This window comes from Sphingobium cupriresistens LL01, from assembly GCF_001046645.1.
Taxonomy (GTDB): Bacteria; Pseudomonadota; Alphaproteobacteria; order Sphingomonadales; family Sphingomonadaceae; genus Sphingobium; species Sphingobium cupriresistens.
In genome coordinates this window covers 77526-99495 of the sequence record NZ_KQ130437.1, presented here as the reverse complement: position 1 = coordinate 99495, position 21970 = coordinate 77526, and the positions used below count along the sequence as shown (strand labels likewise).

21 protein-coding genes are annotated in these 21970 nt (G+C 63.7%); 4 read left to right on the top strand and 17 right to left on the bottom strand.

Annotated elements, in window-relative coordinates:
• Nucleotides 1-16: 16 nt before the first annotated feature.
• From V473_RS19270 to V473_RS19215, 13 genes are all read right to left on the bottom strand, one after another.
• Nucleotides 17-388: a hypothetical protein gene (locus V473_RS19270; protein WP_066608903.1), complete on the bottom strand. Its 372-nt coding sequence runs from the start codon at nt 386-388 to the stop codon at nt 17-19.
• 23 nt (nt 389-411) lie between these two features.
• Nucleotides 412-789, bottom strand: a complete 378-nt coding sequence (locus V473_RS19265; RefSeq protein WP_066608900.1) for a hypothetical protein — start codon at nt 787-789, stop codon at nt 412-414.
• Between the two features lie 104 nt (nt 790-893).
• On the bottom strand, nt 894-1349 hold the full coding sequence (locus V473_RS19260; RefSeq protein WP_066608895.1) for an MgtC/SapB family protein: 456 nt from the start codon (nt 1347-1349) through the stop codon (nt 894-896).
• Nucleotides 1349-1654 (bottom strand): hypothetical protein, encoded by a 306-nt coding sequence (locus V473_RS19255; RefSeq protein WP_066608891.1) that lies wholly within the window; start codon nt 1652-1654, stop codon nt 1349-1351. Before V473_RS19255 ends, V473_RS19260 begins: the two co-directional genes overlap by 1 nt.
• Before the next feature lie 251 nt (nt 1655-1905).
• A complete protein-coding gene (locus tag V473_RS19250) occupies nt 1906-2199 on the bottom strand; it encodes a TFIIB-type zinc ribbon-containing protein (protein WP_082679235.1) in 294 nt (97 codons plus the stop codon).
• Nucleotides 2200-2229: 30 nt separating this feature from the next.
• The gene (locus tag V473_RS19245) at nt 2230-2733 is read right to left on the bottom strand and encodes an SRPBCC family protein (protein ID WP_066608886.1); all 504 of its coding nucleotides are present in this window, start codon (nt 2731-2733) and stop codon (nt 2230-2232) included.
• A 144-nt stretch (nt 2734-2877) separates the two neighbouring features.
• On the bottom strand, nt 2878-3225 hold the full coding sequence (locus tag V473_RS19240; RefSeq protein WP_066608884.1) for a DUF190 domain-containing protein: 348 nt from the start codon (nt 3223-3225) through the stop codon (nt 2878-2880).
• Nucleotides 3225-6479, bottom strand: a complete 3255-nt coding sequence (locus V473_RS19235) for an efflux RND transporter permease subunit (protein WP_066608879.1) — start codon at nt 6477-6479, stop codon at nt 3225-3227. The genes V473_RS19240 and V473_RS19235 overlap by 1 nt, the downstream gene beginning before the upstream one ends.
• Before the next feature lie 3 nt (nt 6480-6482).
• Entirely contained in the window at nt 6483-7649 is a 1167-nt protein-coding gene (locus V473_RS19230) for an efflux RND transporter periplasmic adaptor subunit (protein ID WP_066609067.1), read from the bottom strand.
• The gene (locus V473_RS19225) at nt 7649-9001 is read right to left on the bottom strand and encodes a TolC family protein (RefSeq protein WP_066608876.1); all 1353 of its coding nucleotides are present in this window, start codon (nt 8999-9001) and stop codon (nt 7649-7651) included. The genes V473_RS19230 and V473_RS19225 overlap by 1 nt, the downstream gene beginning before the upstream one ends.
• Nucleotides 9002-9066: 65 nt before the next feature.
• Nucleotides 9067-9417 (bottom strand): hypothetical protein, encoded by a 351-nt coding sequence (locus tag V473_RS23120; RefSeq protein WP_082679234.1) that lies wholly within the window; start codon nt 9415-9417, stop codon nt 9067-9069.
• Between the two features lie 241 nt (nt 9418-9658).
• Complete coding sequence (locus tag V473_RS19220; protein WP_066609066.1) at nt 9659-10324, bottom strand: cation efflux transmembrane domain-containing protein; 666 nt, start codon at nt 10322-10324, stop codon at nt 9659-9661.
• Nucleotides 10325-10413: 89 nt separating this feature from the next.
• Entirely contained in the window at nt 10414-12324 is a 1911-nt protein-coding gene (locus V473_RS19215) for a cytochrome c/FTR1 family iron permease (protein ID WP_066609065.1), read from the bottom strand.
• Between the two features lie 294 nt (nt 12325-12618).
• Here V473_RS19215 and V473_RS19210 point away from each other — a divergent pair, with 294 nt between their 5' ends.
• A complete protein-coding gene (locus V473_RS19210) occupies nt 12619-13032 on the top strand; it encodes a MerR family transcriptional regulator (RefSeq protein WP_066608873.1) in 414 nt (137 codons plus the stop codon).
• Nucleotides 13033-13092: 60 nt separating this feature from the next.
• On the top strand, nt 13093-13425 hold the full coding sequence (locus V473_RS19205) for a YnfA family protein (protein ID WP_066608871.1): 333 nt from the start codon (nt 13093-13095) through the stop codon (nt 13423-13425).
• A gap of 497 nt (nt 13426-13922) precedes the next feature.
• On the opposite strand, the gene V473_RS19200 is transcribed toward V473_RS19205, so the two are convergent.
• Genes V473_RS19200 through V473_RS19190 form a run of 3 tightly spaced genes read right to left on the bottom strand, consistent with a single transcriptional unit; the run spans nt 13923 to nt 19575 of the window.
• Nucleotides 13923-17159 carry an efflux RND transporter permease subunit gene (locus V473_RS19200; RefSeq protein WP_066608869.1) on the bottom strand — a complete coding sequence of 1079 codons (3237 nt, stop codon included), beginning with the start codon at nt 17157-17159 and terminating at the stop codon, nt 13923-13925.
• On the bottom strand, nt 17156-18310 hold the full coding sequence (locus V473_RS19195) for an efflux RND transporter periplasmic adaptor subunit (RefSeq protein WP_066608865.1): 1155 nt from the start codon (nt 18308-18310) through the stop codon (nt 17156-17158). Before V473_RS19195 ends, V473_RS19200 begins: the two co-directional genes overlap by 4 nt.
• On the bottom strand, nt 18307-19575 hold the full coding sequence (locus tag V473_RS19190; protein WP_066608858.1) for a TolC family protein: 1269 nt from the start codon (nt 19573-19575) through the stop codon (nt 18307-18309). Before V473_RS19190 ends, V473_RS19195 begins: the two co-directional genes overlap by 4 nt.
• Nucleotides 19576-19771: 196 nt before the next feature.
• Here V473_RS19190 and V473_RS23690 point away from each other — a divergent pair, with 196 nt between their 5' ends.
• Nucleotides 19772-20119, top strand: coding sequence for a hypothetical protein (locus tag V473_RS23690; RefSeq protein ID WP_140419430.1), 348 nt, complete (start codon nt 19772-19774; stop codon nt 20117-20119).
• Here the strand turns inward: V473_RS23690 and V473_RS19180 are convergent.
• A complete protein-coding gene (locus V473_RS19180) occupies nt 20082-21419 on the bottom strand; it encodes an MFS transporter (protein WP_066608855.1) in 1338 nt (445 codons plus the stop codon). The genes V473_RS23690 and V473_RS19180 overlap by 38 nt on opposite strands.
• Between V473_RS19180 and V473_RS24680 the strand changes: the two genes are divergently transcribed.
• Complete coding sequence (locus V473_RS24680; protein WP_456242891.1) at nt 21384-21809, top strand: metal-sensing transcriptional repressor; 426 nt, start codon at nt 21384-21386, stop codon at nt 21807-21809. The two genes, V473_RS19180 and V473_RS24680, sit on opposite strands and share 36 nt — an antisense overlap.
• Nucleotides 21810-21970: the final 161 nt, after the last annotated feature.

Here is a 21970-nt window from a genome sequence, read left to right as displayed (position 1 = left end):
GTGCCAGGTGGGTTGGTCACAAGCTCGTATCCTTCCTGCACAAGACAGGGGGCTTGTCCCCTTCCTCGATCTTGAGTTCGTTGCCCGAGAACATCGCGCTCATCGTGTCGCCGACATATTGAAGCCCGGCCGCGGGCGCGGTCAGCACAACCGGTGCAACGTTCCCGTCGCGGCGCAGTTCAAGCGTCAGGCCCTCATTTTTGAAGTCGACCAGGAGCGGGCGATCGTCGTCGCAACGATAGGGGTGGCGACCGGGGATGCCGCTGGCATCGCCGCTGTCGCCAGCGTGGATTTCCTGTTCCGTGGGTTTCGCCTTGCGAGGCTGTTCCGAACAGCCCGACGCCAGCACAAGGGCTATGCCGGCGAACCCAAACCGAACCGGCGTCATATTACCTCCCGGGAAGAGCCTGTTCATCCAAGCCATTGGGCAGCTCCCACGACACTGGCGATCATGACCATGACGCCGACCAGGATCAGTTTTTCAGGGCGCGGATCTGCCACGTTGCGTATGCGCGCCGCGACCTGCCAGGCAGGCCGCAGCGGGACGCGCCAGGACCCCGCTGCGATCCGGTCCAGCTCGGCATCCGAAAGCTGGAAAAACGCTCTCACGTCGCCCCGAGAGCGTCCCGCGAGACCCGTCACGCGAAACACCGGATCGGCCCAGGCCAGATCGATGGCACTTGGGCTCGCCGTCATCGGGGCGATGTCGTCGCCCGCTGCCCATGACGGACGCAGCAGCGCGACAAGCCGGTGCGGATCGCGTTCGAGCAGAGACGCCCACCGCTCCAAGCGCGAACGACGGTCGTCGCTTGGAGGCGACGACACCGGCCCGCATTGCCCGCCAGTCTTGGGCACTCGCCGCGTCGTGCGAGTTTCGGAGGGACGATTGTGCCTCATTGTCGATCAGCCGGCTCGGTGCGATCCTGGGAGGCGCGCTTCAGCGGATGAGAGAGGTGCAACGTCAGAAAGGTGGTCAGGCTGAGGGTCACCGCGATGTCGTAAAGACCATAGCCGACCGCAGCGCCCAGCGCTCCGGTCGCCCAAAGGCTCGCAGCGGTCGCGGTCCCGGATGCTTTGCCAGCGTGCTTCAATATGGCGCCGCCGCCGATGAAGCCGACGCCGGTAATCAATCCTTCGAGCAGGCGCGCTTGGGCAGGCGATGTGCGTCCGAGAATGGCGATACCGACGAGCACGAAACCGCAACTGGCGATGGCGACCAGCGGAAAGGTCCGGATGCCGGCGCTGCGTTCGTCCTTTTCCCGGTTCCAGCCAACCGGAAGCGCCAGCGCATAGGCCAGGGCGAGGCTGACGATATGGGAAAACGACTCCTCCCAGGACGAGATCGTCATCATGCGGCCGATCCTCCGGCCTGGCCGCTCGCGATCTCGTCCGCTGAATCCCGATAGGCCAGCACCCTGTTGCAGGCCAAAGCGCGCGCGCCGGGGCGCTTGAGCGTGATCCGGTCGCCGCCTGAGATCGACACGTTGAGGTTGCGGCCGACATAGGCCCGCCCGTTTGCCGGCGATATTACCCGTTCCGGAGCGGCGTTGGGGCGGGTCTTTATGTCGAGGGTCAGGCCATCGCCGAGGAAATCCACATCGAGGCGTGAACCATCAGGGCGGGCGTAGAAATGCTCACCGATGAAGTCGGGCATCTCGCGATCACGAGATGCTTCGGCCTCGCTCTTGTTGGTGACTGGCGAGCAGCCGAGCAGGCCCGGCGCCAGAGCAAGCCCGGTCGCGAGGATGATCCCCCGAACCGGGCCGCTCCGGAGGCGCCGAGCCGCTATTTCCCCGTCATTCCACGATCTATCGCCATGGGCGCTACAGGGGGCACGCCCATGGCGCGGGCCGTTCTCACACGGACACCCGAAGGACTCGTTGTGTGGCGGCCGATCCATCGCAGTCAGTCGAACAATTCGCTCAGAAAGCCCTTGCGGCGGCCCTTATGTTCCCGCTCGTAGCCGTGCTTCCTGCCATGACCGCGATCTTCGGATATTCCAAGACGAACGCCGCTCAACGGCCGCGCGCTGTCGTCTCCGACGCTGCGCTCGATGATCTTGTCGAGTTCGCCGCGATCGAGCCAGACCCCACGACATTGCGGGCAATAGTCGATCTCGATGCCCTGCCGCTCGCTCATGACGAGATCGACGCGGCATGTCGGGCACAGCAGCCCTTGGGGCGCACGGCTATCTACCATGATGGGTTTCTTCTTCCGAATATCGCCCCGTCAGTCGTTGGCGGCGCCGCGAGGAGGAGGCGGTGGTTTGATGGGGCGCCGATGATGCCGCGTGGACTGCCCCGGCAGTCGCGATTGCCGCCGCAGGAGAGCGAGAAACGCCGCATCCTGCAGCCGCATTGTCCGCCGCAGACCCTTGCGCATCATGCGGCCGACCAGGCCGCCAAAGATGCCCCGGCATTCCACCGAATGGTGAATTGAGACGCCGTTCGCGATAGGCTCGATCTCGTAGCGTTCGTCCAAGGTGAGAAAACCTCGCACACCCATCTGCCATCCGATGAGCTGGGGTTTCGTCAGCCGAGTGATGATCATTTGCGTCGTCATTTTCCGATCGCCGCCGAACAGGAGCCACGTCACATCGATTTCGGCACCACGTTCGGCCTCGCCCGCGATGCGATAGATCGGGTGCCATCGTGCAAAGCCCCTCAGATCGGAGATCAGCGACCACACTCGCAGTGCTGACATATTGAAATCGAAAATCGTCTCTTCCTTCATGACTGCCTGTCCTGCCGGGCCCCGACACAGCCGAACCGGATTCCGCGCAAAAGCGGCCTCCCCGATTAAGCGGGAAATTTATGGGAGCTGCGTGGACGCCAGGGGCTGGTACCGACCAAGCCTCGGCGCGTGCGGGGCCGATCCTCATTGGCTAGAGCTCTCCAGCGTTTTACTGGCCTTGCCCCCGATGACCTCTACGGCTTCGAGAGTGATGAGGCCGATGTCAGGTACATCTTCCAGACTGGCAACGAACGCGCGCAACGCATCCTCAAAATCGACGATCTCGATCACCACGGCTCGATCACTTTCGAGCACATGGCGGCGGTGGATGTGCGACGACGCCCCAAACCCGATCAGCGCCTCAAGCACCGTGAGACCCGCCATCTTCCGATCGCGCGCCAGCGAGGCGACATATTCGAAAACCTTGCGATCGCCGATATAGGCCGCTTCGTCTGTGTAGATCCGCAGCAATTTTCGAGCGGGTTGTCCCATTACGCTTCTCCTCTCAAAGGGGCAGTATCCTCGCCGTGCGGCGTGCTACCTTCTTGATCTTTTTGGTCCTCGGTACGCCCAAGGATCACTTTCGCGAGCGCCGGCAGCACGAGCAAGGTAAGGATAGTTGCCGCAATCAGGCCGCCGATCACGACCGTCGCAAGCGGCTTCTGGACCTCAGCGCCGGTGCCGTGCGCGAGCGCCATCGGCACGAAGCCGATCGCCGGCACGAAACCCGTCATGATGACCGCCCGCATCTTCTCGGCCATGCCTTCACGAATGGCCTGCGCGATGGGCAGTCCAGCTTCACTCCGGTCCCGGATCGCCGTCATGACGACAAGCCCGTTTAGTACTGCCACGCCGGCGAGGCAGATGAACCCCACCGCCGCCGACACCGAGAAGTTGATGCCGGTGAGGACGAGCGTGAAGACGCCGCCCGCGAGCCCTAGGGGAACCGCCAGGAACACCGCCGCCGCACGGCCGAATCCACCCAGTGCCATGTAAAGCAGCCCGAAGATGACCAGAAAGCACAACGGCACCACGATCGACAGCCGTTTCGATGCCGCGGCAAGGTTCTCGAACTGACCGCCCCATTCGAGGTAATAGCCCGCCGGCAGCTTAACCTGTGCGATCTTCGCCTGCGCTTCCTGAACGAACGAACCGGCATCGCGTCCGCCGAGATTGACCTGGACGACCACGCGACGCTTGCCGTTCTCACGACTGATCTGATTTAGCCCTTCGGTAAGCCGGATCTGCGCGACCTGTGCCAGCGGCACCTGGGCGCGCGGCCTCCCTTCCACCTCCGGGAGCAGCACCGGCATCGAGCGGATGTCGTCGAGATTGGCGCGGGTAGCCTCAGGGACGCGCACGGTGACGTCAAAACGCCGGTCGCCCTCGTACACAAGCCCCGATTCACGCCCGCCGAGCCCTGCCGCAACCGTATCCGCAACGTCGCGGACGGTGAGACCGAGGCGCGCGATCGCGGCGCGGTCGAGTTTCACATCGAGCGCTGGCGCGCCACCGACCTGTTCGGCCTTGACGCTGGCCGCACCGGGTATGGTCTGGAGTACTCGCACCATCTCATTTGCCGTCAGCGCCATCTTGTCGAGATCGTCGCCGTAGAGCTTGATCGCAACATCGCCACGGACACCCGCGATCAGCTCGTTAAATCGTAGCTGGATCGGCTGACTGACCTCGTAAAGATTGCCAAGAAGACCGCCGGTCGCCTTCTCAATCTTGGCGACCACATCGGCCTTGGTTGTACCTTCCGCCCACTGGTCCTTCTCTTTCAAGATAACGAAGCCATCCGAGACGTTCGGCGGCATCGGATCGCTTGCAACTTCCGCAGTGCCCGTCTTCGAGAACATTAAGGCGACTTCCGGAATTTTGATTACCGCCTCCTCGACCTTGCGTTCCATCGCCAGCGACTGATCAAGGCTGACCGAGGGCACTCGTGTCGATGCAAAGGCGAGGTTCTTCTCGTCCAACTGGGGAATGAATTCCGAGCCTAGCAGCCCAAACGCTGGTATGGCCGCCACGAAGAAAGCCAATCCGCCGAGGATGAATGGCCACGGACGCGCAATCGCCTGATCCAGCAACGGCAGATAGCGCTCTTTGGACTTGCGGATCAGCCATACGTCCTTCTCCGCAACCTTGCCGCGGATCAGGATTGCAACCAGCGCTGGCACCAGCGTGATTGCGAGCGCGAACGCGGCCACCAGCGCGAGCATAATCGTTATCGCCATCGGCGAGAACGTTTTGCCCTCGGTGCCCGTAAATGTGAGCAGCGGTGCGAACGCGAGCAGGATGATCGCTTGGCCGAAGACGGTCGGCTTGATCATCTCCTGCGACGCCCGCATCGTCTCCTCCAGTCGTTCGCGGAGCGAGAGCAGTCGGCCTTCATGTTCCTGCCGGTGCGCCAGTCTGGCGAGGCAGTTTTCGATGATGATAACGGCGCCATCAACGATTAGGCCGAAGTCGAGCGCCCCCAGGCTCATTAGATTGCCGGGGACTTTGAACGCGTTCATTCCCATGGCCATCATCAGGAACGAAAACGGGATGACCAGCACCGCGATCACTGCGGCGCGCCAGTTGCCAAGCAGCAGGAACAGCGCCACGGCAACAAGAATCGCGCCTTCGGTCAGATTGCGCTGGACCGTCGCCACCGTCGCGCCAACCAATTCAGCGCGGTTCAACACCACGTTGACCTGGATGCCCGGCGGCAGTGTTTTCGCAACCTGATCGAGCTTGGACGAGGCCTCCGTGGCGACAACCCGGCTGTTCTGGCCGATCAACATCAGCACCGTGCCGATGACCGCTTCCTCGCCGTTCATACTACCCGCACCCGTTCGCAGATCGCCACCAACGCGAACGTTGGCGATCTGGCCGACCGTGATTGGGGTTCCCCCGCGCGTCGCCGCGACAGCATTGCTGATCTCATCGACCGTGCGCACGCGGGAATCGACGCGCACAAGGTACGCTTCGCCACCACGGTTGTAGTAATTGGCGCCCACCGCGAGATTTGCGTTTTCGAGAGCCTCGCCGAGTTCGCTGTACGAGATGCCGAAACTGGCGAGTTTCGTCGGGTCTGGTTCGACCACAAACGTCTTCGCATAGCCACCAATGGAATCGACGCCGGCAACGCCTTTCACCGAGCGAAGCTGCGGGCCGATAATCCAGTCTTGGACAGTTCGCAGATAGCTCGCCTTGGCAACCGCATCCGTTAGTCGTTCGCCTTCGGGCGTCAGATAGCTACCGTCAGGCTGCCACCCTGGTTGGCCTGCGATTTTTTTGGCGCCCTTTCCGTCTGGATTGGCATAGCCCACTGTGTACATGACGATCTCACCGAGACCGGTCGAGACTGGTCCGACCTGCGGCTGTACACCGTCAGGCAAATTTTCGGTTGCCTGTCGCAGGCGCTCCCCAACCTGCTGGCGCGCGAAGTAGAGGTCGGTGCTGTCGGTAAAGATCGCACTGACCTGGCTGAAACCATTGCGCGAGATCGAACGTGTGGTTTCAAGGCCTGGAATGCCGGCTAGGGCGATTTCGACGGGATAGGTGACGAGTTTCTCGATTTCGACTGGCGACAAACGCGGGTCGATCGTGTTGATCTGAACCTGATTAGTGGTGATATCTGGCACTGCGTCGATTGGCAGCTTCGTAAGCTGCCAGAGGCCGAGGCCGCCGATGACCAAGAAAAGGGCGAGTACCGTCCAACGCATGCGGACGGAGAGCGCCATGAGATTTGCGATCATGGTCTATTCTTCCTCGCCCGCGCCCTTGCCGAGTTCGGCCTTGAGCAGAAATGCGTTTTTGGTTGCGACTTGGCTGCCTGCCGCGAGACCCTTCAGGATCTCGACCCTCCCGTTGCTGCGTTGTCCGATCGTGATGCTCTGAGCCTTGAAGCCCTGCGCGGTCCGCACGAACACGATGTCACGCCCTTCGAGTGTCTGCACCGCGTCCTCAGGCACCACGATCGCATTGCTGGTCGTGCCACCCCCGCTCGGTAGGAGCCGCACCCGCACTGCGAGTCCCGGCTGAAGGCTACCCGAAACGTCGAGGACCGCTGTCGCCGAACGCGTATCGTTGGCGAGCCCGGGTGTGACGGCGCGCACGCGCCCCTCCACCGTCCGCCCGTCGGGCAGCTCGATGATTGCCCGATCGCCGGGAGCTAGCCGCTGTGCGTCAGTCGGGCCGACCGCCGCCTCTATTTGAATCTTTGAGGCATCGGCGACGCGCATCAGCTCGGTCTCGGGCTGGACGAACGCGCCCAGACTGACATTCTCCGAAGTGACGCGACCCGAAATCGGGCTCGACACTGCCACGCCGCGGCCATCCGATGTCACGCGCGCGGCGCCTGCCGCCACGCTGGCGCGGCGCGCTTCGGCCGCGGCAGACGCGGCTTCCGCCTCCGCCTGTTCCAGCTCGACCCGCGCCGAAACCTTTTGGCGGAACAGATATTGCTCGCGGGCGAGCGCCTTTTGCGCCAGCGTCGACTTGGCCGCCGCAGCGGTGCGATCGGCGGCAAATTGCGCCGCGTCCCGGCTTTCGACTATCGCCAGCGTCTCACCGGCGCGCACTGGATCTCCAAGCCGCTTCATTAGCCGCGTGACTGCGCCGGCTGCGCGGGCGGTCACGATCGCTTCGCCTTGTGGCGATGCGCTCACCGTCGCCTGCGCGACGATTTCTGCGCCTAGCCCGCCGGGATTGATCGTCTCGGTGGAAATGCCGGCCTGCTGGATGGCCTGCGCGGTCATCGTCACCGTGTCGGGCGTCTTTTCCTCTTCTGCAGGGGCCGCGGCGTTGCCGCTTGCCGCTTCGGTCGCGGCAGGTTCGCTCGCGGTCCAGCGGGCGATCCCGAAGCCGCCAAGTGCGGCGACGATCGCGACAGCTGCCGCACCGCCAAGAAGGCGCTTATCGTTCATCATCGATCATCTCCGGAAATCATGGGGGCCGGCGTCGTGAGCCGGTCGAGCCGGGCCTGTGCGTCGTGATAGGCGGCGAGCGCATCGACGTAGGTCTGGCGCGTCTGTGACAGCGTGCGCTCGGCATCGAGGAGAGCGATCTGGTCGAACTTGCCCTGCGTCCAACCGATCCGCGCTATGCGGGCAGCCTCCTGTGCCGCCGCCAGTCCGGGTCCGCCGGCCGCTCGCGCGGTCGCAGCGGCGTTCGCCACTTCGGTTTGTGCGCTGGCGATCTGTTGCCGGGTATCGATCACGGCCAGGTTGCGCAGCGCGATCGCCTGCGTCTGTTCAGAGCGTGACTGCGCTACGAACGCGCTGCCGTTGTTAAAGAACGGGATCGGGATCGAAATGCCGACGACCGCGGCGGTGTCGTTGGTCGCCGCCAGTCGCCGTGCGGAGGCGCTTACCGTTAGGTCAGGAACCCGCAACGACCGGGCCACGCGAACCTGCGCATCCGCGGTGCGAACGTCCGCTTCCGCAGCAACCAAGGCGAGTGTCCCATCAACATCGACGGGCCGGGGCGGTCCGTAGCCATCGATCCGCTCGAACCATGCGCGATCGAGCGGCCCGGTCACTGGCGCCCCAAGTAGCGTCTCAAGGTTCGCGCGCGCCGCCTGTGCCTGCCGGGCCGCGCTATCGGCCGCGACCTGCGCATTGATGCGCAGCACATCGGCGCGCTGTTGCTCGATCGGACTGACATCGCCGGCTTTGACGCGCTCACTTGAGACCCGAAACGCATTGTTGGCGATCCCGGCCTGCTCGCTCAGCACCTCGGCACGGCGCTCGGCGGCTGCGGCTTCGATGTAGAGCTGCGTAATCCGCAAGCGGAGATCCGCTCGCGCAATTTCCGACTGGACCTGCGCCCGAGTGAGGCGGGCGGTCGCCAGCGCGACACGCGCCGGCCGCTTGCCGCCCAACTCCAGCGGCAGCGCTACGCCAACCGTCGTCTCGGAGCTTCGCAAACCCTTGTAGACACCGGTCCCCGCAAGATTCTCAACCTGCGCCTGCACTTCGGGGTTGGGGCGCAAGCCTGCAACACGCCGCGCCGCGGTCGCGGCATCGACGCCGGCCGTGGCCGCCGCGACCGACGGAAGTTGAGCCGATCCGCCCCCCCCTGAGGCCGCGCCGTTGTCTAGGACGGCCGATGGGATGGATGGCATGCCGCCCGCAGCGAGAGCGTTCTCGAGCGAGAACGCATCGGTCGATTGTGACGAAGTGGTCGCCGCCGGAATGCCGGGTGGCGTTGTTGTTTGCGCCCCGGCCGCACTGGCAATGGACGCCGCGACCATGACGGCCGCGATTGTACGATACATGGATGATAACTCCTGACGAACCGGATTCGCCCCGCGCGGCAATGCCCAGCGAGGTCAGCGGATTGTCAGGCTTGGGGAGGCCTCAGCGCCGGATCGGCGGTAGATAGCGGCCGCATGGAATGACTCGCGAAGATGGGGGCGAGCCGAAGATCGTGCGTCAGTGCTGTGTTGATAGCCTTGACCGGCGCTGCGACGTGATCGCCATGGCAACCACCGTGATGATGAGGATAGCCCTTATCGCTATCAGAGGGCACTTGGTCGGCGTCGCCAGGCACGTGGCCTAACGCAACTTCGTCCACGCGCGCCTCATGGGATGAAGCGCTAACATCCGGTCGCTCCAGCACATGTGCAGTCGCCGTCGTTCCCAAGGAGAGGGCGATCGTCAAATACGCAAGGATGTTCAGCAGGCGTCGCACAGATCACGCCCTAACAGGAACGCAGGTAACGGGCTAGTCCCGCTCGTCGCATGAAGAAATAAAGCCGTCATCGGAGAGTCTGCAATAAAACAGGACGCGCGTCGTGCCATGCCGAGATCGCCTCGGCCAGCGCCCACTCCCCGGGCGCAGCGAGATGATCGCGATGACACCGCAAACGATATCGGCTCAGTTTACCGGCGTCGCCGTGACTGCGGGCGGACATCTATGCTCCTTTTGGCAACTACAAGCTCGTGGAGGCCAACGTCTGTTGTGCCTCGACTAGACTTGCCGGTTTTTTCGGGCGTAGCTCTGCACGGGCCTGATTGATGATCTGCAGGCCGCCCCAGATGCCCAAGGCCGCCATGATCAAGGCGACAGCGAGATCGGGCCAGGCGGTGCCCGTGCCGACGACACCGGCGGCAGCCAGAAGGACCGCAAGATTGCCGATTGCGTCGTTGCGCGAGCATATCCAGACCGAGCGCATGTTGGCGTCGCCACTGCGGTAGCGATAGAGCATGAGGGCAACGCTGCCGTTCGCGACCAGCGCGATCACCCCGACGATTCCCATCGTCTCGGCGTGCGGCACCCCGCGGCCCAGCGCCGCAAGCACCGTCGTGACGAGGACATAAAGGCCGAAGGCGAGGATCGTGCCGCCCTTGAGCAGCGCGGCACGGGACCGCCAGCCCAGCGCCATGCCGGCGACCCCGAGACTGATCGCGTAATTGGCGGAATCGCCCAGGAAATCGAGTGCGTCCGCCTGCAGCGATCGCGATCCCGAAGCGATACCCGCGACGATCTCGCCCAGAAACATCGCCAGATTAATCGCGAGCGCCATCCAGAGCATGCGGCGCCAGCGCGGATCCGGCGTCGGCGGTGCGTCGGACTGGCAGTTGTTACAGACCATCATCATCTACTCGAACAAGCATCATGGAATCTCTATGCACCCTCTAGCAACTAGAGGGTCAAGGCAAATCGTCGTCGGTGTCGCAGGCTGCATCAGCCGACCGCCACAGCGGCACGGCGCCGGTTGAGGAGGAAGCCACCAAGCACCGCGATGAGCATCAGGAGCTGCGCGCCCATCGACTGCAAGGTCGGGAAGATTCCGAGCATGGAGACGCGGATGCCGCCGCCAAGCGGCGCGATATCGATGATGCCGGCCTCCTGTAGCGCCGACACGCCCTTACCGGCGAGGACGATGGTAAGGATCGCCATCAGCCAGGCGCTGTAGGCGAAAAATTTCGCGATCGGCAGGTCGCGACTGTAGCGCAGCACGGCCCAGGCGATAAGTCCGAGCAGCAGCACGGCCAAGCCCGCGCCAGCCAGCATCGCGCCGCCATTGCCCTGGGTCCAGAGCGCTGCGTAGAAGAGGATCGTCTCGAAGACCTCGCGATACACGACGATGAAGGACAGGCCGAACAGGAACCAGGCCGACTGCCGCGACAGTGCGCGCGACATCTTCTCCCTGATGTAGCGTTGCCATTGGTCCGCCTGCGCCTTGCCGTGCATCCAGATTCCCACGGAGAGTAGGACGACGGCTGCGAACAGCGATCCGAACCCTTCGGTAAGCTCCCGGCTCGCGCCGCTGATCCCGATCGCATAGGTCGCGATTCCCCAGGTCAAGGCTCCGGCCGCCAGCGCCCCGATCCATCCGCCATGGACGTAGCGCAGCACCTCGGGCCGCTCGGCCTTGCGCAGGAAGGCGATCATCGCGACGACGATCAGCAGGGCTTCGAGTCCCTCGCGCAGCAGGATGGTGAAGGCGCCCAGGAAGGTCGATGCAGTGCTCGCCGCGTCCGGGGACAAGGCCGCCTCGGCGTCGTCGAACAGACCGTCGAGCACCTGGATGCGCGTGGCGATCTCGTCGGCGGGGCGACCTTGCTGGAGCGATGCCCGGAACTCGCCCATGGCGCTTTCAATGTGCCCCATGAGCGTAGCATCGCGCGCGGTCAGCATCGGTTCGAGGGGCTCGAAGCCATCGAGATAGGCCGAAAGCGCAAGTTCCTGGGCGGCGTGACGGTCGCCACCGCGATAGGCGGCAAGGCTCTGCGCCAGTTTATCGCGCGCAATGGCCAACGAGCCGGGCGCTTGCTGGATCACCACGTCCGGGTGGCGGCGTAGATAGGCGATCACCGCGTCGGCCTTGGTAGTCCCGATCGACTTTGCCAGCACCTCGGGCGTCAGCCCCGCGAGTGTCGTCAGGTCGGGGATCATCTGCCGCAGGCCGGGATCGGATTTCCACAGCCGCTCGCCTTCGTGCGCGAGAGCGTCCGGAAAAGCAAAGCGACCGGCATAGAAGGCCAGCGCCCAGCGATCGTCGCTCGGTAAGGTCGCAAAGCTTTGCATCGCGGTGCCATCGATGCCCTGATCGATGACTTGATAGAGCGCGAAGGGGCTGCGCTGCCGCGCGCGCACGATCTCGCTAAAGGCGATCGGCGGCGTCGTCAGCTTTGCAGCGTCGGGGCCATGTCCATTCCCGGTCATGCCGTGGCAGCTCGCGCAGTTCTGCGCGAACAACGAGGCGCCGCGAGCGAGGTCAGGCGCCTTGCTCGGCGCGAGAGGCACCGGATAGGCCTTGAGCAAATCGGCGGCGAGGCCATGGGCGATGCGTGCGACCTCCTTGGGTTCGCCCTTGGCGGCAATCACACCCCGGAGCTGGGTTGCTCCCGTAATCAGCTGTCCGCGCGCCGGCGTGGGTGGCAGGGCCATAAGGCGGTCGGATACCGAAGCCGCGAATTCGGTCATCTCGGCATATTCCGAGGCGCTCTTCACCCGTCCGCCGCTGACGGCACCGCCATAGTCGACCGCCATATAGTCGAGCAGCCGCCAAGCCGTCTGCACGTCAGCAGTTTCGGCGTGGGCGATGGTGCTGACACCAACCAGACAGAGAAATACTGCCAGGACGGCCATAGCGCGGCGGATCAACGGCGCCGCGCTATGGCAGGCGGCAGAAATGGTGCTGCGCGATTCGGGATGATCGGGGAGTGACATCCGTATCAAATACACCCTCTAGCAGCTAGAGGGTCAAGCGTTTTGCGACTTAGTTGCAACAATGCCCTGTGCGGTATCGCGTCTCATTCCGGCCCCTCGCTCCGGCGCGATGTTCAGATCGTTCGGATCGGAAAGTGCAACTCGCAAATCGCGATCTCGACCGGGAGGTTTCGTCATCCTATATCCGCTCTATAGTAACTAGAGGGTTGTGTGATGCAGATCGGGGAATTGGGGCGGGCGACGGCCACGAAGGTTGAAACGATCCGCTATTATGAACAAACTGGCCTGCTGCCCCCGCCGGCGCGAACAAAAGCGAATTATCGCCACTATGGCGAGAACCATCTTGCGCGATTGTCGTTCATTCGCCGCGCGCGCGATCTTGGCTTTCCGATCGAGCGCGTCCGCGCGTTGTTGGACCTTTCGGACGACCGCGGTCGCGATTGCGCCACGATCGACCGGATCGCAACAGAGCATCTGCGTGAGGTTGACCGAAAGATCGCCGATCTCAGCGCGTTGCGGCGCGAATTGAGCACGCTCATCGCTTCATGCGAAGGCGGAACCGTAGCCGAATGCCGCATTCTGGAAGCGCTGGCTCCTGTCGTGGGAGACACTCATGCGGACGTTTGATGAGGATCTGCGCCGGCCCCTCCGGCTCATGGCGCATAAAATCAAGCAGAGTGACGTCTAATGCCTACAGCTTTCGCCTATATTGCCGCTGCCTTCGCGGAGATCGCTGGATGCTTCTCCTTCTGGGCATGGTTGCGGCTTGGCAAAACGCCGCTGTGGACGGTGCCGGGCATAGCCGCTCTAGCGCTGTTCGCCTGGCTGCTGACTCTGGTCGATAGCAATGCGGCCGGTCGTGCTTATGCTGCCTATGGCGGGGTTTATATCGCCACATCCTTGTTCTGGCTCTGGGCCTTCGAAGGAATCCGCCCAGATCGCTGGGATGTCATCGGCGCTGCGGTCTGCCTCTTAGGTACCGGCATCATCATGCTGGGGCCGCGCAGCCTTCCAGCCTGAAGCCATCGCTAAATGCGCGTGCCCATGCCGGTGGTGAAGTCGGCATAATGGGCGCGCTGAGCGTGCCGGCGATGATGGGAGACACGGCTTCCGACCCTGCGTGCCGAGGTGCCGGAAAGCGAGGGGAAACAGTTCCTGTCTGGCACCCTGTCGTGCGCAAATTCAGTCCATTCCGACCCCGCTACAAAGCTGGGTGGCTTCTCAATGCGAACCGTCGCGTCGAAAACGCGAACGCCGCAGCCCCGGCCAGCACATCTGCTCCGAGCATAATATCGGACAGCCAAAGGCGGCCGAGGCCGCCCCCAAGTCTGCGATTATCGCGAAGGCAGGACGCGCGCATAACCGCCCTGCGTCACCGCGACATCGCGGACCAGACGAACCGATGTCGAGCACCGCATCGATTGCTCGGCCGGACACCGTGGCCGGCACGATTAGAGTGTCGCCGGTTAGTCTGCCTTTCAGCCTAGCTATCCACCAAATTTATTGGAGACGCCCCCTCACGCCGCCACAACCTTTATCGGTGGCTCCTGGATACCTTTCCTTTTCGCCAATAACCGGAACATTAGCGCCGAGATCGCCGGTAGGACGAGCAACGTCAGCGCCGTCGACGTGATGAGCCCCCCGATCACTACAGTCGCAAGCGGTCGTTGCACCTCCGCTCCGGTTCCGGTGGCAAGCGCCATTGGGATGAAGCCCAGGCTCGCAACGAGCGCGGTCATCAACACAGGCCGTACTCGTTCCATCGCGCCACCAATGATCGCCCCGTCGATCCCCTCGCCATCGTCAAGCCGCTTGCGGATCGCGCTCATCATGACAAGGCCGTTGAGAACCGCCACGCCGGAAAGCGCGATAAACCCGACCGACGCCGTAATGGAGAAAGGTATCCCGCGCAGGGCCAGAGCGAACACACCTCCGGCCAGCGCCATGGGAACGGCCGTAAACACGACCAGCGCCGGCCAAGCGCCGCCCAGTGCCATGTAGAGCAGCGCGAAGATCAGGACGAAGCAAAGCGGCACGACGATCGCCAACCGCTCGGAAGCGGACTGAAGGCTCTCAAACTGGCCGCCCCATTCGGTGAAGGTTCCGGCGGGCAGCTTCACATCGGCGATCTTCGTCTGGGCTTCCGCGACGAATCCGCCAAGATCGCGGCCGCGCACATTGGCCTGGATGACGACCATCCGCTTACCGTTCTCGCGGCTGATCTGGTTGAGCCCCTCGGTGTAAGTGAAGCGCGCCACTTCGCTGAGCGGGATGGAACGCGCGTTCCCGGCACCGTTGGATGGTAGCATGACCGGGATCGATCCCAAGGTGTCGATATCGTCGCGCTGTGCGTCGGGCAGTCGCACCACCACAGCGAAGCGTCGATCGCCTTCGAACAACAAGCCCGCTTCGCGTCCACCCAGGGCGGCCGCGACCGTACTGGCGACCTCCTCGACCGACAGGCCGTAACGGCCCGCCGCCTGGCGGTCGACCTTGATGTCGAAGGTCGGCGCGCCGGATGTCTGCTCCGCCTGCACGTCCGCCGCGCCGGGAATGGTCCGCAGCGCGGTCGCGATTCGGCCTCCCGCCTCGCTCATCGCGTCCAGGTCGTCGCCATAGAGCTTGACCGCCACATCAGAGCGAACGCCCGCGATCAGCTCGTTGAACCGCATCTGGATCGGCTGCTGGATCTCGGTACGGTTGCCGATCAGCGGCTTCATCCGTTCCTCGATCCGCCGAAGGATATCCTCCTTGGATTTGACCTCGGCTGGCCACTCCTTTTCAGGCTTTGGGATGACATAGGTATCGGACGCATTAGGCGGCATCGGATCGGTACCCAGATCGGCATTGCCGTTCTTGGAAAAGACCAATGCCACCTCGGGCAATGTCTTGAGTGCATTTTCGATGTCGAGCTGCATCGCGGTCGACTGGTCGATCGAGGCGGATGGAATACGAAAGTTGGTGACCGTGATGTCCTTCTCGTCGAGCTGCGGCATGAACTCCTGTCCAAGCGTACCGAACAGCAGCACCGCTGCCGCAAACACGCCTGCGCCGCCGAGAATGAACGGCATTGGCCGCGCCACGGCGCGGGTGAGCGCCGGTTGATATTTCTCCTTGAACCAGCGGATCGATCTGACCTCGGTCTCGCTGACCTTGTCGGTCACCAGCAACGCGACCATCGCCGGCACGAACGTGATCGACAGGATGAACGCGCTGGCCAGAGCCAGCATCAGCGTGATCGCCATCGGTGCGAACGTCTTGCCCTCCACGCCCTGGAAGGTGAGCAAAGGTATGAACACGAGGAAGATGATGGCCTGGCCATAGACGGTTGGCCGGACCATCTCCTGCGCGGCGTGAGTGGTTTCGGTGAGGCGTTCGAGTCGGGTTAGGAGTCTTCCTTCCTTGTGCTGCCGCTCGGCGAGGCGCCGGAGCGCGTTTTCGACGATGATGACTGCGCCATCGACAATCAGGCCGAAATCGAGTGCGCCGAGACTCATCAGATTGCCCGAGACACCGAGCTCATTCATGCCCGCCGCAGTCATCAACATGGTGATCGGAATCACCGCCGCCGTGATGAGCGCGGCGCGGATGTTGCCGAGCAGCAGGAACAGCACGACGATGACCAGCAGTGCGCCTTCGACCAGATTCTTCTCGACCGTGGCGATGGTCGCATTGACCAGCTTGGAGCGGTTATAGGCTTGGCTTGCAACAACGTCCGGCGGCAACGTCTTGTTGATTTCGACCAGCTTGTCGGCGACGCGATTGGCAACGATGCGGCTGTTCTCGCCAGTGAGCATCAGGATAGTCGAGATGACTGCTTCTGACCCGCCGACGCTGCCAGATCCGGTCCGCACCGCGCCCCCGATGACGACCTGGCCGACGTCCTTCACGCGCACCGGGACGCCGGCACGCGTGGCGATCACCGCCTCTTCTATGTCGGCGACCGAGCGCAGCCGCGCGTCGGCGCGAACGAGAAAGGATTCGCCGGCACGGCGGACATAGTTGGAGCCCGCCGACAGGTTCGATCGTTCGAGCGCGTCGGCGAGGTCAGTGACCGAGACGCCATAGGATGCAAGCGCGGTCAGATTGGGCTCGACGACATATTGCTTCACATAGCCGCCGTTGGAATCGACACCGGCAACACCCTGCACGGTGCGCATCTGCGGCCTGATGATCCAATCCTGGACCGTTCGCAGATAAGCGGCCTTGGCAACCACCGTGGTCAGTTTCTCGCCTTCGGGCGTCAGATAGGAACCATCGGACTGCCAGCCGGGCTGACCGTCGACCACCTTAACGCCCTTGCCGTCGGGATGGTCGAACGCGACGCTGAACATGAAAATCTCGCCCAGACCCGTCGTGAGCGGCGCGAGTTTGGGTTGAACGCCGGCAGGCAGACTGTCCTTGGCCTGAGCGACCCGTTCGGTAACCTGCTGCCGAGCAAAATAGATGTCGGTGCTGTCCCTGAAGACCGCGGTGACCTGGCTGAACCCGTTACGCGTGAGTGAGCGGGTCGTCTGCAGACCGGGAATACCGGCAAGCGCTGTCTCGACGGGAAAGGTGACCTGCTTCTCCATGTCGACCGGTCCGAGGGTCGGCACGAAGCTGTTGATCTGGACCTGGCGGTTGGTGACGTCCGGGACCGCGTCGATCGGCAGCAGGGTGATCTGCCAGGCACCGAACAGGACGACGAGGAAGGTGATGAACACAACGGCCCATCGCGCTCTGACCGAGAGCCCTAAAATCCGCGCGATCATTCCGCCGACCCCTTGCCAAGCTCGGCCTTGAGCAGGAAGGCATTGGTGGTGGCGATCACCGTGTTTGCAGGGAGGCCCGAGGCAATCTCGACCATGCCGCCGCTGCGCGTTCCAACCCGCACGGTCTGCGCCTTAAACCCCTGGCGGGTTCGCACGAACACCACCGAGCGATCCCCTAGCGTCTGGACCGCATCCTGCGGCACATTCACGCCGGAGGCCGCATCGCCGCCGCTGGCGAAGATACGCGCCTGGACGAGTTGGCCGGGCGCGATCAGGCCGCCGCCTCCGCTTGGCGTCACGACCACCGTCGCTTGCCGCGTCTGCGGATCGACCACGCCGGTCGCCGAGCGGACCTGGCCTTCCACTTTCTGGCCGTTGTTGGTCGTCAGCTCGACCCTGTCACCCGCCTTCACACGCAATGCGTCCGCTGCCGGCATGCTCGCCTCGATCTGAAGGCGGCGCGGATCGGCGACACGGAACAGCTCGGTCTCGGCCTGCACGAAAGCGCCGAGATTGACGGGTGCGGATGTTATACGGCCGGAGATCGAACTGACCACCGCAACCGACCTGCCGTCGCGCGAGACCATTGCCGCGCTGGCGGCAGCGCTGGCTTGCCGGGCTTCGGCCTGAGCGACCGCCAGATTGGCTTCGGCGGTCTCATAGTCTGCCCGGGGCGACACCCCTTGATTGAGCAGTATTCGCTCGCGCGCCAGTTGTCGGCTTGCAAGCGTAACCCTTGCGGCAGCCGTACTGCGATCGGCGGCGATCGCCGACGCATCGCGGCTCTCGACAAGGGCAATCGTTTCGCCGGCGCTGACCGGATCACCGATCCGCTTGAAGATCCGGGTAACGGTGCCCGCTGCCCGGGCAGTGAGCACCGCTTCGGCATCTGGCGTTGCCTCAACGGTGGCACTGGCGAGGATGATGCCGGCGACGCCACCGGCTGCTGCGGGTGCGACTCCGATCCTCGAGGTCTTGATACCGTCCTGGGTGATCACGACGGTGTCGGTTTGAGCAGCATCGGCCGCCGCCTCCGTCTCGGCTGTCGGTGCGGATGGGCCAGTCATTCTGGCGACACCGAAACCGGCAAGGGCGGCGAGGAGGAGACCCATCGCGGCCCCGGCATAAAGCTTATTGCGTTCGGGGTTCATTGGATCTCACCTCCGGAAAGGGTGCGGCCCTGGAGGCGGGCGAGCTGCGCGCGCGCCTCGAAACTGGCCACTTTGGCGTCGAGGACGATCCCGCGTGCCGCGCCAAGGCCTTGGCGGGCGTTCAACAATTCGACGAGCGGGGATTTGCCAGCCTCATAGGCGATGCGAGCGAGACGATAGGTTTCTTCCGCGGTGCGTTGCGATGCCTCCGCTGCGGCAACCCGCGACTGTGCGGCCGCAATCTGCGCCCCGGCCGCGCGGGCTTCGGCAATCGCATCGTTACGCGCCATGGCCAATCTTGCAGCGGCGGCCTGTGCCTCTGCTTCCGAGGCGGCGATATTGCCGCGGTTGCGATCGAAGATGTTCAGCGGGATCGAGACGCCCGCCGTGAGAGCGGTCGCATTCTCATAATCGAGACGCCGCACGCCGACGATTGCCGTCACATCGGGGATTGCCCGCTTCTGTTCGGCGGTCAGGCGGCGCTCGGCAGCCTCCCGCTCTGCCTGCGCGGCAAGAAAGGACGAACTCGTCATCGGATCGACGGGGCCATAAGCCGGTGCCGCGACCGGCACGGTCAGGAGCGATTCCGACAAGCCGGTGAAGGTCTCGTCGACGCCGGCGAGTGCGGAGAGACGGGCATAGGCCGCAATGCGATCCGCTTTCGTCCCCTCAAGATCGGCGGTCACGGCGTTCAGCGCGGCCTCTGCTTGCAGGGCGCGCAGCCGCGCTTCCTTGCCGGCATCGACCAGCACGCGAGCGGCGCGCAGGATATTCTGCGCTTGCTCGACCTCGCCTTCGACGAGCATTATCCGCTGGTCTGCGACGTCCGCCGCTGCATAAGCGCGTGCAAGATCATAAGCGTAGCGGATCTTCGCATCATGATCGCGGGCGCGGGACGCAGCGACGCCGGCCTCTCCGGCTGCGATCCTCGCCGAACGCTTGCCGCCGATTTCGAGCGGCTGGCTATATTGCAGCGTCGTCTCGGCGCGATCGACCCCGCGATAGGGAGACGATCCCGCAACATTCTCGGTGAGCACGCCAATCGTCGGATTGGGTCGGGCGCGCGCCTGGCGTGCTAGACCCTCGTACCGGCGAACCTCGGCTTCGCTTTCGATGCGCCGGGGCGCATCGGCGGTCTGGCGTAGCAGTGTAGCAAACGGCGGCGCCACTTGCGCCTGTGCGGGTGCGCACAGCGCCGCGACGCAGGTCGCGCCCATCATGCCGGACACCACGCGACGCGGCAGCCGGCTTATAAAGGCTCTCATATTCTTATCCCCAAAAAAGGCTGCAATGACGGCACGCGCTACGCGCGTGAATTCAGCCTCGCGGGGGACGCAGAATTGACGAAGGTGCGATAGACCGCGCCGCTTCGGCAGGTTCGCGCGCCCAGATCGCCGCGACAGGTTTCAACAGCGCAACAACAACAGTCTGTGCAGGCATGTCGATTGTCTGGAGCACCGCATGAGCCGCCAGATGCATCAGGTCGGGTGTGTCCGGCTGCTCGGCCGGGGCGTGATCATGATGATCCCGATCGACGCTGATGCCATGCGCGGCATCATGGACGTGCGGCATAGCGTCATGCCAGGTGGCAAGCGCCAGCATCCCGAACAGCGCCAGAATCGCCGAGAGCGCAAAAAGGCGCAAGCGGGCACAGGCCCGCACCGAAGAGCGCAATCTGACCGACGATGCCGTCATGTCGATACGGGTATCGCGAACACGGCCGGTCCACAAGCGCGCCGCAAGACAGGGATCATGACAGTCGAGATGAAAGTCATCGGCGTGGCCAGCGCTGATGGAGATCGTCGATAACGAACGCATGCTCCCGCGCCTTGCCGTGATCACCGCGCAGATGGGGATGATCGGGCGCGAGATCCGCATGGTCATGGTTCACCGTATCGGGATCTGCGCTGGGCCAGAGCCACAAGGCGGCCAGGGTTCCGGCGGCCGCAATCGCCGCCATTGCCGCAAACGCCGCCGTCTGCCCGATACTGGCGCCCAACAGCCCCACCAGGGGATAGCAGATCAGCCAGGCGCAGTGGCTGAGCGCGAATTGCGCGGCGAACAAGGCCGGGCGGTCGTCGGCATTGGCCGACCGTCGAAGCAATCGGCCCGATGGCGTCACGCTCATCGAATAGGCGATACCGAGTATGAACCAGCCGATCAGGACCATGCGCCAATAACCGGGCGCTGCCCCAAAGCTTGCCGTGAGCATCGCCAGAAGGGCGAGACCGATCGTCATTGCTGCCGCAGCCCCAATCATGATCGTACGATCGGCGACCCGATCGAGGATACGTGGCAGGGTCAGCGCGGCAAGGATCGAGCCTGCGCCAAAAGCCGCAAGGGTGAAGGCAACATCGCGCTGCGTGAGGCCGAGATTACCACGCACGATTACCACCGTGTTGACGATGACCATCGAACTGGCCGCAGCTGAAGCGAGGGTCAGCGCCAGCAGCCCCCGCAGGCGCGGCGTCTTCAGATAGATGCGCGTACCCCGCGTGGTCTTGGCGTAAATCCCGCCACTTCTCGGTTCTGATTTCACCGCGCGCGGCAGGACCGTCGTCACGACGAGCAGTGCCGAGCACAGAAACCCGATCGCCGTTCCCGAGAATAGCCAGTGGAAGTTGATGACGGTCAGCAGCGCGGCAGCGAGGATCGGGCTGGTCAGGCTCTCCATGTCATAGGCGAGCCGCGACAGCGACAGCGCGCGGGTATAGTCGCGCTCCTCTGGCAGGATATCGGGGATGGTTGCCTGGAAGGTCGGCGTGAACGCCGCGGAGGCCGATTGCAGCACGAAGATCAGGACATAGATCTGCCAGACCTGGCTCACGAATGGCAGGCAGATCGCCACGGCCATCCGCACGAGATCCATGCTGACAAGAAACGCGCGACGTGGCAGGCGGTCGGCGAAGGCGCCAACGACCGGCGCGACACCGATATAGGCAACCATCTTGATCGCGAGCGCCGTGCCGAGCACCGCGCCCGCGCTGCCGCCGGCGATGTCATAGGCTAGCAGACCGAGCGCGACCGTTGCGAGCCCCGTGCCGATAAGCGCGATGACCTGAGCCATGAAAAGATGGCGATAGGTGCGGTTTGCCAGGACGGAGATCACGTCGCGTTTGTTCCGATTGATTTGCGACCCTATCCCCCATGGGGGATATCGGACGCGCTTGAGTTATCCTCCCCTGGAGGATATGTAAAGCCATGTAGCGCGTTGCAGGAGGTCTTGCGGATGACGGAACACAGGCACGAAAGTCATCCCGCGATCGTCAAGCGATTAAATCGCGCTGGTGGCCACTTGCGCAGCACTGTCGATATGATCGTGGCTGGTCGACCTTGCGTCGAGATCGTCCAGCAACTTCATGCAGTCGAAAAGGCAGTCGCCAGCGCGAAGAGAGCGCTTATTAACGACCATATCGATCATTGCCTCGTCCATGCCGACGGCACGGAGGCCGTTGGCTCGGCGGTAGAGGAGTTCAGGATAATATCGAAATATCTATGAGCGGCTACGTCTGACGTTGATCGGCTACTCGACCAGACGCAGTCTGCTAGCGTGTGCTAATAGAGCGGCACTTCCCCACCAAAATGCTTGTCCGACGAACGATCCTTTGACCTGCGTCCGCCAAACTTATCAGCGTTCAGGTATGGATGTCACGCCGCCCG

What these genes read in the sequence shown, in the direction of transcription:
- V473_RS19270 (WP_066608903.1), bottom strand. Translation starts at nt 388, where the DNA reads ATGACGCCGGTTCGGTTTGGGTTCGCCGGCATAGCCCTTGTGCTGGCG.
- V473_RS19260 (WP_066608895.1), bottom strand. Translation starts at nt 1,349, where the DNA reads ATGACGATCTCGTCCTGGGAGGAGTCGTTTTCCCATATCGTCAGCCTC.
- V473_RS19255 (WP_066608891.1), bottom strand. Translation starts at nt 1,654, where the DNA reads ATGCCCGACTTCATCGGTGAGCATTTCTACGCCCGCCCTGATGGTTCA.
- V473_RS19250 (WP_082679235.1), bottom strand. Translation starts at nt 2,199, where the DNA reads ATGGTAGATAGCCGTGCGCCCCAAGGGCTGCTGTGCCCGACATGCCGC.
- V473_RS19245 (WP_066608886.1), bottom strand. Translation starts at nt 2,733, where the DNA reads ATGAAGGAAGAGACGATTTTCGATTTCAATATGTCAGCACTGCGAGTG.
- V473_RS19240 (WP_066608884.1), bottom strand. Translation starts at nt 3,225, where the DNA reads ATGGGACAACCCGCTCGAAAATTGCTGCGGATCTACACAGACGAAGCG.
- V473_RS19235 (WP_066608879.1), bottom strand. Translation starts at nt 6,479, where the DNA reads ATGATCGCAAATCTCATGGCGCTCTCCGTCCGCATGCGTTGGACGGTA.
- V473_RS19230 (WP_066609067.1), bottom strand. Translation starts at nt 7,649, where the DNA reads ATGAACGATAAGCGCCTTCTTGGCGGTGCGGCAGCTGTCGCGATCGTC.
- V473_RS19225 (WP_066608876.1), bottom strand. Translation starts at nt 9,001, where the DNA reads ATGTATCGTACAATCGCGGCCGTCATGGTCGCGGCGTCCATTGCCAGT.
- V473_RS19220 (WP_066609066.1), bottom strand. Translation starts at nt 10,324, where the DNA reads ATGATGGTCTGTAACAACTGCCAGTCCGACGCACCGCCGACGCCGGAT.
- V473_RS19215 (WP_066609065.1), bottom strand. Translation starts at nt 12,324, where the DNA reads ATGGCCGTCCTGGCAGTATTTCTCTGTCTGGTTGGTGTCAGCACCATC.
- V473_RS19210 (WP_066608873.1), top strand. Translation starts at nt 12,619, where the DNA reads ATGCAGATCGGGGAATTGGGGCGGGCGACGGCCACGAAGGTTGAAACG.
- V473_RS19205 (WP_066608871.1), top strand. Translation starts at nt 13,093, where the DNA reads ATGCCTACAGCTTTCGCCTATATTGCCGCTGCCTTCGCGGAGATCGCT.
- V473_RS19200 (WP_066608869.1), bottom strand. Translation starts at nt 17,159, where the DNA reads ATGATCGCGCGGATTTTAGGGCTCTCGGTCAGAGCGCGATGGGCCGTT.
- V473_RS19195 (WP_066608865.1), bottom strand. Translation starts at nt 18,310, where the DNA reads ATGAACCCCGAACGCAATAAGCTTTATGCCGGGGCCGCGATGGGTCTC.
- V473_RS19190 (WP_066608858.1), bottom strand. Translation starts at nt 19,575, where the DNA reads ATGAGAGCCTTTATAAGCCGGCTGCCGCGTCGCGTGGTGTCCGGCATG.
- V473_RS23690 (WP_140419430.1), top strand. Translation starts at nt 19,772, where the DNA reads ATGAGCCGCCAGATGCATCAGGTCGGGTGTGTCCGGCTGCTCGGCCGG.
- V473_RS24680 (WP_456242891.1), top strand. Translation starts at nt 21,384, where the DNA reads ATGGCGATAGGTGCGGTTTGCCAGGACGGAGATCACGTCGCGTTTGTT.